Annotated in this window: 15 protein-coding genes and 1 pseudogene; 8 read left to right on the top strand and 8 right to left on the bottom strand. The window is 41.5% G+C overall.

Features of this window, described 5'->3' with window-relative positions:
* Nucleotides 1-363: 363 nt before the first annotated feature.
* On the bottom strand, nt 364-1,695 hold the full coding sequence (locus ICL16_RS10915; RefSeq protein ID WP_190827285.1) for an ATP-binding protein: 1,332 nt from the start codon (nt 1,693-1,695) through the stop codon (nt 364-366).
* 624 nt (nt 1,696-2,319) lie between these two features.
* On the opposite strand from ICL16_RS10915, the gene ICL16_RS10910 reads away from it, so the two are divergent.
* Nucleotides 2,320-2,769, top strand: coding sequence for a macro domain-containing protein (locus ICL16_RS10910; RefSeq protein WP_238360718.1), 450 nt, complete (start codon nt 2,320-2,322; stop codon nt 2,767-2,769).
* A 94-nt stretch (nt 2,770-2,863) separates the two neighbouring features.
* On the opposite strand, the gene ICL16_RS10905 is transcribed toward ICL16_RS10910, so the two are convergent.
* From ICL16_RS10905 to ICL16_RS10890, 4 genes are all read right to left on the bottom strand, one after another.
* Nucleotides 2,864-3,556, bottom strand: coding sequence for an IS1 family transposase (locus ICL16_RS10905; protein WP_190827283.1), 693 nt, complete (start codon nt 3,554-3,556; stop codon nt 2,864-2,866).
* Nucleotides 3,557-3,793: 237 nt separating this feature from the next.
* Nucleotides 3,794-4,342: a hypothetical protein gene (locus ICL16_RS10900; RefSeq protein WP_190827281.1), complete on the bottom strand. Its 549-nt coding sequence runs from the start codon at nt 4,340-4,342 to the stop codon at nt 3,794-3,796.
* A gap of 158 nt (nt 4,343-4,500) precedes the next feature.
* Nucleotides 4,501-5,514 (bottom strand): hypothetical protein, encoded by a 1,014-nt coding sequence (locus ICL16_RS10895; RefSeq protein ID WP_190827279.1) that lies wholly within the window; start codon nt 5,512-5,514, stop codon nt 4,501-4,503.
* Entirely contained in the window at nt 5,511-7,190 is a 1,680-nt protein-coding gene (locus ICL16_RS10890; RefSeq protein WP_190827277.1) for an SLOG family protein, read from the bottom strand. The genes ICL16_RS10895 and ICL16_RS10890 overlap by 4 nt, the downstream gene beginning before the upstream one ends.
* Before the next feature lie 418 nt (nt 7,191-7,608).
* Here ICL16_RS10890 and ICL16_RS10885 point away from each other — a divergent pair, with 418 nt between their 5' ends.
* The 4 genes from ICL16_RS10885 (at nt 7,609) to ICL16_RS10870 (ending at nt 10,091) form a co-directional block, all read left to right on the top strand.
* Nucleotides 7,609-7,779: a hypothetical protein gene (locus tag ICL16_RS10885; protein ID WP_190827275.1), complete on the top strand. Its 171-nt coding sequence runs from the start codon at nt 7,609-7,611 to the stop codon at nt 7,777-7,779.
* A gap of 2 nt (nt 7,780-7,781) precedes the next feature.
* The gene (locus ICL16_RS10880; protein ID WP_190827273.1) at nt 7,782-8,390 is read left to right on the top strand and encodes a siphovirus Gp157 family protein; all 609 of its coding nucleotides are present in this window, start codon (nt 7,782-7,784) and stop codon (nt 8,388-8,390) included.
* A 253-nt stretch (nt 8,391-8,643) separates the two neighbouring features.
* On the top strand, nt 8,644-9,627 hold the full coding sequence (locus ICL16_RS10875; RefSeq protein WP_190827271.1) for a GIY-YIG nuclease family protein: 984 nt from the start codon (nt 8,644-8,646) through the stop codon (nt 9,625-9,627).
* Nucleotides 9,628-9,836: 209 nt separating this feature from the next.
* Complete coding sequence (locus tag ICL16_RS10870; RefSeq protein WP_190827269.1) at nt 9,837-10,091, top strand: HU family DNA-binding protein; 255 nt, start codon at nt 9,837-9,839, stop codon at nt 10,089-10,091.
* Nucleotides 10,092-10,153: 62 nt separating this feature from the next.
* On the opposite strand, the gene ICL16_RS10865 is transcribed toward ICL16_RS10870, so the two are convergent.
* A complete protein-coding gene (locus ICL16_RS10865) occupies nt 10,154-11,032 on the bottom strand; it encodes a LysR family transcriptional regulator (RefSeq protein WP_190827267.1) in 879 nt (292 codons plus the stop codon).
* 141 nt (nt 11,033-11,173) lie between these two features.
* Between ICL16_RS10865 and ICL16_RS10860 the strand changes: the two genes are divergently transcribed.
* The gene (locus ICL16_RS10860; RefSeq protein WP_190827265.1) at nt 11,174-11,881 is read left to right on the top strand and encodes a type 1 glutamine amidotransferase domain-containing protein; all 708 of its coding nucleotides are present in this window, start codon (nt 11,174-11,176) and stop codon (nt 11,879-11,881) included.
* An 86-nt stretch (nt 11,882-11,967) separates the two neighbouring features.
* Here the strand turns inward: ICL16_RS10860 and ICL16_RS10855 are convergent, their stop codons facing one another.
* Nucleotides 11,968-12,489: a hypothetical protein gene (locus tag ICL16_RS10855; protein ID WP_190827263.1), complete on the bottom strand. Its 522-nt coding sequence runs from the start codon at nt 12,487-12,489 to the stop codon at nt 11,968-11,970.
* 217 nt (nt 12,490-12,706) lie between these two features.
* Nucleotides 12,707-13,157 (bottom strand): annotated as a pseudogene (locus ICL16_RS10850) (Hsp20/alpha crystallin family protein).
* 265 nt (nt 13,158-13,422) lie between these two features.
* Here ICL16_RS10850 and ICL16_RS10845 point away from each other — a divergent pair.
* Complete coding sequence (locus ICL16_RS10845) at nt 13,423-14,136, top strand: hypothetical protein (protein WP_190827261.1); 714 nt, start codon at nt 13,423-13,425, stop codon at nt 14,134-14,136.
* A gap of 28 nt (nt 14,137-14,164) precedes the next feature.
* A complete protein-coding gene (locus tag ICL16_RS10840; RefSeq protein WP_190827259.1) occupies nt 14,165-14,587 on the top strand; it encodes a hypothetical protein in 423 nt (140 codons plus the stop codon).
* Nucleotide 14,588 lies beyond the last annotated feature (1 nt).

Below are 14,588 nucleotides of genomic sequence, written 5' to 3'. Positions count from 1 at the left end.
AGTTGCACCGCACCAGAATCAGGGAAAATTGCCTCTGCGAGTTCTTGATTGCTCGTTCCAAGGTTCTCAGAGATTGAGCATTATCTGCTGAAATTTCTTCTAATCGGTGTAAGTCACTCATGGCATAAACGACGATGTTGTTGGTTAATTACTGTAGGGATGAGTTTATGGGATAAGCCTACAGAAATGCTGATAGTAATTATCTAAACCCATTAGGCACACAACAGAAAGAAAACTATTTTTCTCCACACCCCACACTTTACACCCCTTCAAAATAGACACCCACATGATCTCATCACACAACAAATTGATGAAAACCCTTACCCCTTTAGCATAACTATCTTTTTCCAAATGAGATGTTAACTAGCCCTTCTGTTGCTTCCACAACTTATATTTTTCCGTTTCAAACAATAGCGGGTTCAAACCAAACCATTTCCCTTGCTCATCCTGGTATTCAAAAACAAAGAGACTTTGCAAAAGAGTTTGGAATTCTTTGTCTCCCTTTACTGTTTGCTCTTTCACTACCTGCAACAGCAAATCCCACTCATCTTGATCAATCGCCAACACCAAAGCATCCCGCTCCATGCGGATAACTTTTTCCAGTACTCTCTGAGAAATTGGCGGATCGTCTTCCTGAAGACAACTATAAAGCATCCCCAGCAAGTTCCTCACATGACCGCCACTAACCCTGCACAGTCGGTCTAAGGTTTTCATACTGTCAAAAACCTCTGTAACCAAATTGAGGCGCTCCTTTGATGTAGCATCGGGAAAAGCTCTGGCTAATACCATCTGCCGCAGCAAAGCCATTCCTTCAGTATACTCCTCACCGTCTCGGCATTGCACTGGTATCATTGGTAATACCATCGGACTTACACCTTTCCCCAGACGACTCTTCAACACTTCTCGCTGATTGGAGAAAATTAGTGACAGGGGAAGAGTATAAACCAGATGGCAATTCATTTGACTTAACTGCTCTCCCCGATCAACAAAAAGATATTCTGGCAGGGGATTGCTGGATACAGCAGTTGTTTTATTCTGTATCCGATCCAGATTATCTACAATGACAACCAGTCCTTTATAGTGTTCCTTTAGCTGTTCTGTGGCGACTTTGAAAATTTCTTCATTGATAATATTTAAAAGTTTCATAGTTTCTGGTTCTAAGCGCTGCCTTAACCTAGAGCGCAGTTGCTGGCTATCTTTTATTGTCGCCGTAATTTTAGCAATGCCGTCAGGTAGGGAAGCTTCTATTTCAGTGATTTCTATTGGTGTGTTCAAAAACTCCCATGCTTCTTTTAGAAAACCCTTTAAACCGCGTGTCGGCAGATTAACTCTTTCCTTCACTAAACTTTCACTCACCTGATGGGCGATCGCCAGCAAAATATCAGTAATGTCTACATCTTCTACATCCAAGTCGTCCGTAGCCTGAAAGTATACGACACGGAATCTTTCTTGCTTCAACTCATTTTGTAGCCTTGATAACTCAGTAGATTTACCGCATCCGATATGTCCGGTAAACAATTGGCAGGTAGGTTGATCGGGGTAGAGACGAGAGATAGTTCGCTTCAATTTATCAACAACTTTGTCACCTCGAACGGAGGTAAAATCAATGTAGTACCCTCGATCCTCAGCACTCTCCATATCTAGGGTTTTAGTGGGACGACAAGCCTCAATAAATCTACGTAAATTTAGGGTCATGATAGACTCGTTACGAGGAATACTCATAATTGACTATGTTGATGATATTAATATTAACACCGTCTCAGGATTCCAAACATTACGGCTGTGAGGATAACTGGTTGCTACAATATGCAATAAGCGGGTTGTACAGAGGTAAGAGACTGATTGTAAAAGGAAGATTAAGACGTGTACCCATTGCTCAACCATTTATTGCAGTAACTTACAGAACATAGAGGCTTGGAACCTCTAAGTTTATTTATTTGTTTTATTTTATTTACACTGAAGTTTGAGCGTTTTTTGAAAGTTTTGGATTGCACATAAATGCAAGCCCTTTGTATTGAGGTCAACCATTACCAGCCGTGACAACTGTCACCCTCGGAAAAACACAATTTAGGTAGCGTAATGGACGCGATCGCATTACCCAATTCCTTCGGCTCCAGCTTATGCAATCCACCCCCATACACGCGCCCCTCACCCAATAATACTTTCAGCTACTCATAAATTTTATTTTTTCAACCGCAAAGGACGCAACTTATCAAGGCTACTCACCGACTTGAAATTCCAAATACAATCACCAGTCAAATTGATATACTCCCACCCCATTGGTGATATATAATAAGTATTCAAGCGGAGGAATAAAGCTTGAAACTGATATTAGTAGCGCCCGATTCATTATTAGCAGCAGCTTTCTGTGAACATTTCAATTATTTACCTAACGTTGAAATAGTTAATGACTACTTTGAGTGGCTGCCAGAGTTTGACTGTTTAGTTAGCCCTGCCAACTCTTTCGGCATGATGGATGGTGGGATGGATGCTGCCATTATCAATTTTTTTGGTCGTGACTTGATGGAAAGAGTCCAGCAACGCATACTTGTAGATTATTTAGGTGAACAGCCAGTGGGAACATCAATGATTGTAGAAACTGGTCATTTCAAGCACCCATTTCTAGCTCATACACCTACAATGCGAGTTCCCATGTCTATTATTGGGACCGACATTCCCCAAGTGCCATATGGGCTATGCTTTTGTCTATTCGGTATCATAACCAACACGCTCAGCACAAGATTAGTAGCATTGCTTGTCCTGGTTTAGGTACGGGAATTGGTAGAGTACCATATAGTGAGGCAGCAAGACAGATGGCATTAGCCTATGATCATTTTCTGGCGTTGCATAAATGCGGGATGAATCAGTTAAACACAGGTATTTCTCTATACTTTAAATATTGGAGTAACAATCTAATTGAGTATTTAAGCATATCTACTGACTTGGAATAGCATAATGTTTTTCGATGTAGGCGTGCTAAATAGTGACGTAAACGTGTATTCTCACCCTCTACTCTGGTCATATATGTTTTACTGACGATGTGATCACCTGCATCAATAAAACTAGGGTAAACTTTCCATCCATCTGTAACATAGAAATAGCACTGCCAACAGCAAACAATTTCCCATAGAGGCTTAAACGTTTCTGCACTATGATCCCCCAACACCCAAGCCAGAATTCCTTGGCTAAAGTGGTTTACTACTGTCCACAGCCAAATTTTGTTTTTTTTTGAACCGACAAAAGTTTCCAATTCATCTAACTCTCCAACTTCTGGAATTTCATTCTCTTGAGGTGCATTAGGTAGTTGTTCACCAATTTGTTTAACCCAATAAATGATCGTTGTGTGATGAACTCCTGTGGAACGCTCAATTGCGCGAAATCCCATGCCGTTGACGTACAGCTTCAAACATTCTTGTTTAATTTCGTCCGAGTATCCTTTCGGTGGATTATAGACATCGATAAATTGACGACCGCAATGGGTACAAATGTAATTTTGTTTACCTCTTCGTTTACCGTTTTTTCTAATCTCAGTAGTCTCACAGTATGGACATTGCATAGTATATAACCTCAATTCCTCCCTCTATTATGCAACGCCCATTTTCTTTACCCACCCAAGCATCTCAACTGCTTTGTTGCAGCTTCAAGGCAACTTTTGATCTGGGAGGGAAGGAGTTAACCACAAAATTTAATTTCAAATGGTGGTTATAACTCTTTTATAACAAGGCTTTCAACTTTTGCATTACAGACATTCGCATACAATTAGACTGTTTTAGCACAGTAGAGCCAACTACGGTTAATTTGTTGCTTCTTCTGGATATAAACCAAAGTTATGGAGGTTTTTCAGCACAAAGGAGTCACCCTCCTTAATTAAATCCCCAGTGCAGATGATAGGCAAACGCTCAGAGTAAGCGAGGAGTGCTAGACTGTACTCTGGTTCACTCAGCTGGATGTGGATTTTCCGCAACTTATCCACAACAATGCCTTGAATCGTAATGTTACCACTTTTTAGTTCGGCTGACGGTTGAACTTGCGTCACGAGTCCTTGAATTTCGATATTCCTAGCCACCGTGATTAGCTCGCTCAAAATATCCAGTTGTGACCGATTTTCTGCCTTTTCCAGAATTTCCATAACTTCGTACATTCGACGGGGGTAATCGTCGAAATCCTGATCTAAGGGTAAATAAATCTTTAATTTATCTTCTGAGAAAGTGTCCCTAGTCCAACTAGATACTTGAGCAGGAACGCGGGTTCTTTCATGCCATCCTTTAGATTGCAAATAAACTGCCACCTGACGGGGATCTAAACTTTTCAGGATATCACCATCACAAACAATTGCTTTCATAATGTGCCTCCTGTTTCGATTTGCTGCATAATATCTTTAAGAGCATTGACTGTAAATAACTTTTGGCGAGGCACTTCTTTATTAATTTGTAATGTTTGTAATAGTGCTAATTTGATTTTTCAACATTATCTAATTCTACGATAATTACGCGACTTTTGCTACTTTATCTTTGCTGAATAACTACGTTTTGGAAATGAAACACCCGATAAGTAAGACTGCCTATAATCAGTTTTAGCCATTCGTTTTGCCTGTTTTATTGTCCACTGTTTATCAAGAAGCAAAGCCGGAACATCTTGAAGAGAAGCTAAACAACTGTAATCACCAGTAATTTGGGCGATCGCACTAGCAATTACCTTACAACAAGAATCCGGATGTTGCACAACCTGCTTTTCAGAAAACCGAATGACAATCCAGTTATTATCAATAAAAAATTGGTTGCGACGGCTATCCTTACCTTGGTCTACGCAATGATGTGGTTCTCCAGTACGCCCTTCATATGGTTCGTCAACTTCAATGTCTACACCTAAACCAGATTGCTGGTGATAAAGGATAAAATCAGCCGAGTAACGAAAAGACGAGTTAGGAATTTCAAATTCCATCCCCTGACAAACAGTTGGAAAATAACGAAGTAAATAGCGAAAAAACTGCTCTTCACTTACCCCTTGCTGGGCATTACTCGAATTACAGGGCAATTGAATACGACCATTGAGCAAAGCTTTCAACTTCTTCTGACGGGTTTGCAACAGTAAAGAATTCTTTTGAGTACCCGTCGCCATTAACTTCAAACGACGGTTGTAACGATTTTCATACTCCGATAATTGCTGCTGATACTCAGCCAACCGTTGTTTATACCGTGTTTCTGCTTGGGTGTCGCACAGACGCAAGTAATACCAAAGCGCTACCCCACTAATCGCAGAGGAACCTAAAGCTAGAGAAAACGCAACTAATGAAAGCCCGAATAACCACTGAGTCAGCACTAAAGCCGCCACGCTAATCAACCACCCCCGTAGCACCCAAGTATAAGCTCCTTCATAAAACTGAGGCGATCGCGGCGGTACAGGAAGAATAAGCTCTGGTGTAGCACCAACATTTTGAATTGGTAAGGGATTTTCTGCACAAAACCTGCTAACCAAAGTCGGATAAATAACCACAGGATAAAAACCTTTACTCATAATTCAATCTGAGAACGTTGGTTTATACTTCTTTTCCGTTCTGGAACTGAATTAAACCGCTCCAACTTTTTCACTTGAACATCTCCACCATCTTCATAAGAATATTTATTTGTCTCTGGAGAATATCGCAGCACAGCCTTGCCCTGAGATCGCGCTTTCTCAATAGTGTCTTGAGTTCCTGAAGACTCACCAACCTGAACCACTGCCAAAATATCGTCTCTACCAGACAAACGCTCTACCATCCAACTGTTTCGCTCAAACAACTGACCGGGATTTTTATAATGGTCACGGCTGACCAGATGCAAGTCATCAACAAGGTTTAAAAGCTTAAAGTATCGGCGCTGATCGGCTTGCTTCCATGTGCCTTCTTGCCCAATACAGGGGATAGCAGCCAGCACTTCAATTTTAGGCTTAGATGGAAGCTGCCCCTGGCGCTGCTGTTTCCGTGCCTTCAATGCTGAGATAGCACCCCAAAAATCAACTCCCAAGGCGCAGCCCGAAATGTAGCAAACACGATCATAGCCAAGGCGCTCTGCGGTTTCAAAGGTAGTTTTTACCATTTCATCCAGACTACGCTTCGCCCGCCGCTTCCAAATAGGATTGGTAAAATATTTTGAACGGCTGCCCGAAAATGCAACAGTCATAGTACGACTTGCAGCCTTCTCGTTTAAGCGATCGCTTACTCGCTCATAAGCAGCTGCCAAACATTTGATGAATGGACTTTTTAATCCTTTCCCTTCCCAAAACCCACCATTAACCTTGTGTTCGCAAGTCTCCAACCAACGACGACCCCCACGTTTGTCGATGGCTTTGACAAGTTCAGGGTATTGTTCCAACTTGGCTTTGAGGATGTCCGTCATCAATTTAGAACGTTCCGGTCCTGCTGGAACATCCTCCTTAAAATGCTGGTAAGCTTCCTCTGCGTCTTTCCAAAACTGTCCTTTGAAGAAAACGGGGAAGCGATCGCGAATCCCACTTTGCCCCTTTGCAGCCCAATACTCAGCTATGGTTGTGGGATTGGTAAGCGAAGCTCCTAACCAATCTGGGCTACGAGTATAAATATTGATAGGTAAAGCTAGGCACTTCCCGATACTGCTCCGAGTCAGAGCGGCAATACCCTCTTCTATCGTTGGCTGAGTTGGCTCACTGACCGCATCAACAAGCGCAGCAGAGTTTTTTGAAGACGATTTCGTTGCACCTGTGCGTTCACTCTCAAACTGCTGTTCTCGCTGCTTCTCCAACGCCCTGTCAATTATTGCTCCTTGAACCACATCGCGGGTGTGACAAGGAAGCCCTTGAGCGCAGAAACAGGTCAAAATCACCTTTTGTCCTTGCAATAATTTATCAGCAATTCGATCTACTTCTTGATAAACCTCCGAAGCTTTTCCTTGCCTACCCTTGGACATCTCTCGCTCAAACCACGGACGGAAAGCAGCTACTGCACGATTATGTTCAGCTGGTGAGTGGTTTTTCACTCGATATTCATAATTCCCCAAAGGACTACCCAGAAGACCCAGACGCGGAAAATCTCTGCCCGTGTAAATCTTTTCTGCATCAAGAGCCTCATCACGCCCCACAAAACCATAAATTCGGTTAGTCGCTCGATTAACGACTCGATTGCCCTGCTTGGTTGTAATCAAAGCAGACATATTAGCCTTTTCACATTGCGGCGACATGGCATCACCTCCAAAAGACAAAAACCTGATTATCTTCGCTCTGATTTATCCAAGCTGAAGCAATTCTGCTAATTGAATAAACCATGCATCTTGAACTTAAGCTTCACTAAAAATTCACATTGTTATAAAACGAAAATATGAGTGTTTATTCATAAATAAAGTTGCATAGCCTATTAATTTATGTTGACATAAAACTTTTGAAATGACCTCTACCGCCCGAAGATAGACAATATCTTCCCTAAAGAATATTGACGATATATAAAGCTTCTTTCAACCGCATCAATACCTCTTGTAGTGAACCAAGCACCTTACACAAGCACCGCGCTACCGCGCTATCAGCGTTAAATGTCAGCAACATTTCTCTCACGTTCTGACTTTCAACACAGTTGTATAACCATTGATAAAGGCACTAACAATTATGCCAAAACGAGTCACAAAACAAAAGTCATCCAAACTCAAACATCAAACGACTACCAGTATCCCACCAGTTACTACATCATCTGAAGAAAAACCAGATTTAGGCACTTTGATCATCATCAATCAAATTGAAACCGAATGGGACTACAAACACAGCTGCGGAAGGTGGTAAAAATGTCTTACTTAGCTCAAGCAATCCTAGCCAAATATTCACTAGAAGCTGTTGAACTTTGGACACGGCTAGAAAGCGCCCAAACCCCAGAGGAAGAAGAGGAAACAATTAAAGCACTTTGGGAAAACCAGAAAAACCAAGAAACATCTACTGACACGCAAGCCGAGTTAGCAGATCAACTGGATGCCGAAATAGCTGGTATCAAAGCACGCCTTGAACATCTGGTAGAAATTCATAAAACGGCACTCGATCGCTTGCAACGCTGGCGACTAAGACTGGATGAAACCCTACTGTACTTCCACTCCACTGGAGTTCTACCAGATAAATTAGTGGGCAAATCCCGCCACATTACTATCAAGGAAAACCCGCCCAGTTGTGAAGTACTGATTCCTACGGAGGAATTACCTGAAGAGTACGTCAACCGAAAAGAAGTAGTTACTCCTGACAAAAAGAGAATTATCGCCGATTGGAAAAAAGGTATACCCGTAGACGGTACGCACATAGAACGCAAGCGGAAAGTTGAGTACGGAATAATTCCGAAAAACATCCAAGACGTTCAGGATAACCACCAAAAACGTAATGGAAAAAAGAAAGCTTCCGCAGTGAAGTAATTCATACACTCAAGCACCAAATAATAAGCATATTTGGTGCTTGGGGAATTAGTAAACCAAGTGCAACTGATTATTCTACTGAATACTAATGACCCACGTCTTGTAAGCGATCGCTATTCATAGTAATTCTACTAGCATTACTTATGTAGAAACGGTCAAAAATTATTTAAAACTTTAATTTTTAACTCTTAATAATAATTGCTATTTACTTTGACATTGAGCTAAAAATAAGATAACAATAAAATTTTTTTAAATGAATATTGAGTTATCAGAGCTTCCCAGTCTTGCCTTAAATGCTCGGCAGTATCTACCTACTTGTACATGTATATACATAGTTCTTAATTCCCTCAATCAAGTATTATATGTAGGAAAAGCATCTAACTTACAAGCAAGATGGCTTCGACATCATCGGTTTGAGCAATTAAATAAGATTAATAAAAAAACATCCGTTCGTATTGCTTGGATAGTCTGTGATGAAGTTCAGCTAAATCAATTGGAATTATATTACATAGAAAAGTACTGTCCTCTTCTTAATAAGACATCAGTAGAAGCACGGAAAATTATACCATCTCAAACAATTTTAGGTAAGTCATTAGAAAAAATAGCTAAATATGCAATTGTCTTTGGTATATTTCCAAGGCAAGGAAATGATCTGCCAACTATTGTTATTAGATACTTTTGGTACGGTTATCACGGAATTGGTAAAGAAACTCGTATTATTCGTCGCAGTCTCAGAGCCTTAAATAAGCAGTCATCTAGTTTGAAGTGGGTAGAATTTGTACGTAGAACAGATGCAGCTTGGTGGAAGTGTAAATGTACTGGATATCAAATAGAATTAGGACCTGTGCATACAAGTGAAACCTCTGTAACGAGAAGAGGACTGAATGACGATATTACTTTTATCTTGTTAAAATTAGCATACGGTGAATTTTCGTCATTAACTATGGAACAGCTTATAGCAGTTAAAGATGTCACCATTTCTCTCAATCAAGTTGGTGATTTATTAAGGTCACATCCAGATGGTCTTATAAATTTTCCTTTACAATCTCACGCTCAATTAATAAAAATTGCTAGTGTTGATATGCTGGCACTCACTCCTACGCAGTTAAACGAGATAAAAGAAAGCTATCCCAATTATGCTTCTTTGACTCCTATTTTGGATGACCCAATCAAATTTTTCTACGAAAAAGCAAGTCCACCTCGCCCACTTCGCTCAAAACCATTAAAAGATTGGTAGGTAAGAATACTCTCATTTTACAATTGAACAGCGCCAAGTTGCGAAGACTTGGAGTCAATGTTTTCGCTGACTATAAGGGCGTATTCGTGCGATCGCCGGAGGTAAGATTTCCGCTTATGGCGATCGCTCATTTATATAACGTAGTATAAATTCGCATAATGCATTAATATGTAATGATTGTCAACAAAATTAATTAATTGATACTTTGGATGTCTATAGACAAAAAAGAACTGGTACGTCGTGTATCCAACCGAGTCATCAAGGAAACTGGCGCGGTAGAAGAAATCGTTGATGCCACCATAGAAGAAATTTACGAATCTCTTAAACAAGGTGAAAGCGTTTCAATCAGGAACTTTGGCACTTTTTATGTCAGAGCAGAGCGAGAAAATTGGGTATTCAAATTCAACCCTTCACAAAGGTTGCGTAAGCTGTTTGGCTGGTCGTCAACATATAAAGGGTCGTAGCGGCAATATAGTTGATTTTCAAATGGGGCGATGTGGAAATCTCAAATATGAGCGAAAAAGCATCAATGAATCGATTCTAGTAAGTTCAGGAGTGTTACTGTCTGCTGTGACTGTCTTGATGATTTTCGATATGCTAACCAAATGTAATTCGTGACAGCTAAAGTTGGTTTAAGAACCAGCTTGAGACGATTTTCAGCAATCCATTCCTTGCAGAGATAATCGGGCAAAACACTATAACCTAACCCAAGAGCGATCGCTGCACGAATGCTACGCAAGTCTGGGATAACAAACTGTGGATTAACATTCAAGCGACGACCAAAAATAACCCGCCAAAATCGCCGAATAATTGGTAAGTCTTCACTGTAAGCAATCCAGGGTTGCTGGCTCAGCCACTGCTCTAGCACTGTTAAATCGACATCTTGAGACACTGGAATGATTGCTGTTGGTGGTCCAACTAGCCAAAAGCTTTCTTCAAAAATTACTTGATATTCCAGTTCCAAATTGGAAATCTTTTGCGTGGCAATCACACAATCAAGATTATTCTCCAAGAGTTGCCCTATCAATTCCGGCGTTAATCCAAATCGAATTGAAAACAGTGTCGAATCAGCTTTAGACAAGTATTTCAGTATGTGTTCACAGAAGAATTCCTGCGGTGTTCCCAGCCTGATAAGAAGTGGAGCATTAGCTAGGGCAGCCTTTGTTGGGATCGATTCGAGCGTTTCAATCGCAGCAGCAATTTGGGTATACAACCGCTTTCCTGCTTCTGTTGGTAACATACGTCTCGGCAGACGTTGAAACAACTGCGTACCCAAAGTAGACTCCAAAGCTGCAATGTGCTGACTGACTGCGGGTTGCGTCAAATGTAACACCTGTGCCGCCCCCGATACGGTTCCCACCCGATAAATCTCAATGAAGCTACGATACCATTCCAAATTAACCATAATTTTAATTATGTTTAGACCTAATTTTTATAATTTGTATTTTAGATAGGTGACTTCTAACATGGAACTATCAGGTAAACCATTCTGATGTAAAAGAAGCGTTTGCCTGAATCTACCGTTTTTAACCCACGGAGCCATCGTATGTCTGCAAAAGTTTTAGTCGTTTTAACCAGTCATGACACGTTAGGAGATACAGGCAAAGAAACCGGGTTCTACTTGTCAGAAGTGAGCCATCCGGTTGCAGTGTTTGACCAAGCAGGCTTGACGGTTAAATACGTAAGTCCCAAAGGTGGCAAAGCTCCCATGACTGGGATTGACCTGAATGATCCGTTAAATAAAGCCTTCCTCGACAATCCAGAAAAAGTCGCACAAGTGGAAAACACACTTTGTCCTCAGCAAATCAATCCGGTCGAGTACAATGCGATCTTCTATGCAGGTGGACACGGCACTGTATGGGATTTCCCCGATAACGCAGAACTTGCCCGCATTGCGACAGCGATTTATGAGCTTGGCGGCGTGGTTGGAGCAGTATGTCACGGTCCGGCTGCACTGGTGAACGTTAAACTCTCTAATGGTGAGTATTTGGTTGCAGGTAAAACTGTTTCCTGCTTTACTAATGAAGAAGAAGCCGCAGTGGGATTAACTGATGTTGTACCGTTCCTGTTGGAATCGAAGCTGATTGAACGTGGTGCAACTGTAGACAAAGCACCTAATTTTCAAGCTAAGGTGGTAGTGAGCGATCGCCTTGTAACTGGACAAAATCCGGCATCGGCAACGGGTGTCGCTCAGCGCATAGTAGAACTACTGGAGCAAAGTACTCCCGTTCTTTCCTCAACTGTTTCTGCGTAAGCCGTGCTAACCCATTGTATCAAAAGATAAGCACTTTAATAAGTGCGACTCACACAGAAGTGGGCGCGTTCCTTGTGGTACTGCGCTCAGTTCAAAGTGGGGTCAAAAGGGCGTGCGGGAAAACTTAATCCGGTCTGTACAAGCCAGCGATCGATGATTTGATAGATTTGGTCGATTATTTCCTGAGAATAGCCATTTGCCAACATCCACGTTTCAAAAGGGTTGACACCATCAGACAAGTGTTGCAACATTGCATCAAATTCTGATTCTGAAATGCCCATCGTCACCAGAAAATCAGCTTGGTTCGGTGGAATGATACCATCAGCCATCAGTTGCATTAGAGGGCGTTGATTTTCTTTCACCAGCTGCCCTAAAAAATCACGAATCTCCCTTTGGTAATCCTCAGCTAAACGGCACGCCTTCATCTGTCGGTCAAGCTGAAGTTGGACACGACTGACTCCACCACTAGTCAACCAACTTCTGACATCATCGATCGCGCTAGAGGTGAGACGAAATCGATCCGTTTGCAATAAAGCAATTGCTCCCTCAAAACTCCTGCGAAGAGCTTCACGCCAATTATCATTTCCTAGATATTCGATCAGTGCCATAGTGAGCGGGTATTCGACTGCGTGCCTTTTCCCATTATATTGTCCGTTCTCCAAAACTCGGTTCAAAGTACGATTTGTTCTACCACGGGGGAATTGCTCATACAACAGTATTAACACTAAGTTAATAAAAAAGCCCGGTGCATAAAAGCAACCAGGCTTTGATTTAAGTTAACTAACAAAGGTGTGCTTTGAAAACTGATTACGCTTTGACAACCTATCAAGCAGCAGCAGAGTCTAAATTAACTTTGACGACTTTATTTTTCTCTTCAGTAGTTTTAGGCAGTGTCAAATTCAGAATACCGTCTTTATATTCTGCGGTAACGTTAGTGTTTTGAATGCGTACGGGTAAGGGAATTACGCGCTCTTTATTTGCCGTAGTGGAATTCGGTACGGGTGACACCGTTTTCTTGGGTTTTATTTTCGGACTTGCGATCGCCACTAATAGCAACAGCATTCTCTGTCACTTGCACATCCAGATCTTTGGCTTCCATACCTGGAAGTTCTAGCTTCAAATGAACAGTATCTTCAGTTTCAGATATTTCGGCTGCGGGAACTCTTGTAAACGCTCGAATCTCAGATGAGCGTGGTACTAAAGTTTCGTTAAACAAGCGGTTTAGCTGACGTTGAATAGCGTTCATTTCTTGCCAGGGGTTGTAACGAACTAACATCTTGTTTATCCCTCGTATTGTCTCTACTAAATCTAGAAATTAAATCGTTGCTTTAGTCTCATAGTATTCATAAACAATTAGGGAGTAAATTCTGTTTTGATCACTAAATAAATGATGATTACCGACTTTAAAAGTGAATTCTTTAAAGGTAGGGAAAACTGAATATTATGAGTACGGTAAACCATCTTTAAAGGTCAAAGTCTAATTTTCACGGGGCGATCGCCCCCACAAGCAGAACAATTGACTATTGCAGAAAACACGTATCATGAACTGGCTAACTCCAGAACAAGCTGTCTCACTGCTTCAACTTTCAATTAGCCCTGCTACTCTCAGTTCTTACCCCAATCGTTCTCAAAAACACAAAACAACAGAAGAACGGTTTCAAGAATTAGGACTTCTTTTTGATCGCGATCGCTGGTCATCAGGAGCCTCTGATTACTTAGCACTCCTCTACCCCAAGAGTGATGAACTTAACGACAACACTTCAAGTGATTCACAGCTAAGTGAACAAGAACCAATAGTTGACACGCCAAGTGCAGCTTTACTCAATGATGAAGTGGACGAGTCGAATGATGACGACTCAGAATCCAAAAACTTTGAGTCAGAAACAAACTCAAAAGATAAACAACTAGAACCTTACATCTTTGAAAAATGCACAGTAAAGCTGACCATTACCTTCCTACCTGATGACAACTCTCCCGAAGGTAGAAAGGTGATACTAGCAGCCAGTAGCCACGGCGACTTTCCCGTTAACAAAATGCTGCGAGAAAAGGAAATGGGTGAATTACCAGCTTCTATCACCGATCTTCTTAACGAATTAATAGCAGATTTCCCTAACAGACAAGTGCGACGGGCTATTTCTTACGCAGCAGCCCAGAAGAAAACCAAAAATAAACAATCCGCTGCTTCTCCCCCTATCAAAACTCAAGAAGAAAACCCAACCAGCAAAGGCACACAGCTAACGCTGTTTGGGGTCTAGTTCAACTTTTAAATAGGAACCTTCGACAATGGTTAAAGTAATAGTGTCCTTTGAGGGACAACAACATCCTGTAGATGAAAACATTGCAGCCGACGACCAATTACTGCGCGACCTTTTCGCACCTTTTTATCCTGACATGGCAAATTCTGTAATTGAGAGGAAGCCAGGGGAAATTATCAAAATCATAAAACGAGCAGGTCCTAAAGGTGCAACACCTTTAGAAGCCTTAATCGCCTCACCTGAAGAAGTTAATCCAGCAGTAATCATGTGCCGAAAAGTTCAGCATATGGAGTTGATGGGAGAACTTGATTACAAAAGCATGAACGCCCTCTCTAATGAAATTGAAGAAGCCATCAAACAAGGAACAGAATACTCTAATGTAATTCGGAAAACATTGCGCTTGCTCCAGACAATTCTGCCATCATCAGGCGCGATTCCAGAAGGGTTTTAGC

It is taken from the genome of Iningainema tapete BLCC-T55, assembly GCF_014698965.1.
In the GTDB taxonomy this organism is placed as follows: domain Bacteria; phylum Cyanobacteriota; class Cyanobacteriia; order Cyanobacteriales; family Nostocaceae; genus Iningainema; species Iningainema tapete.
The sequence above is the reverse complement of the archived record's forward strand: the minus strand, read 5'-3'. Positions and strand labels throughout refer to the sequence as shown.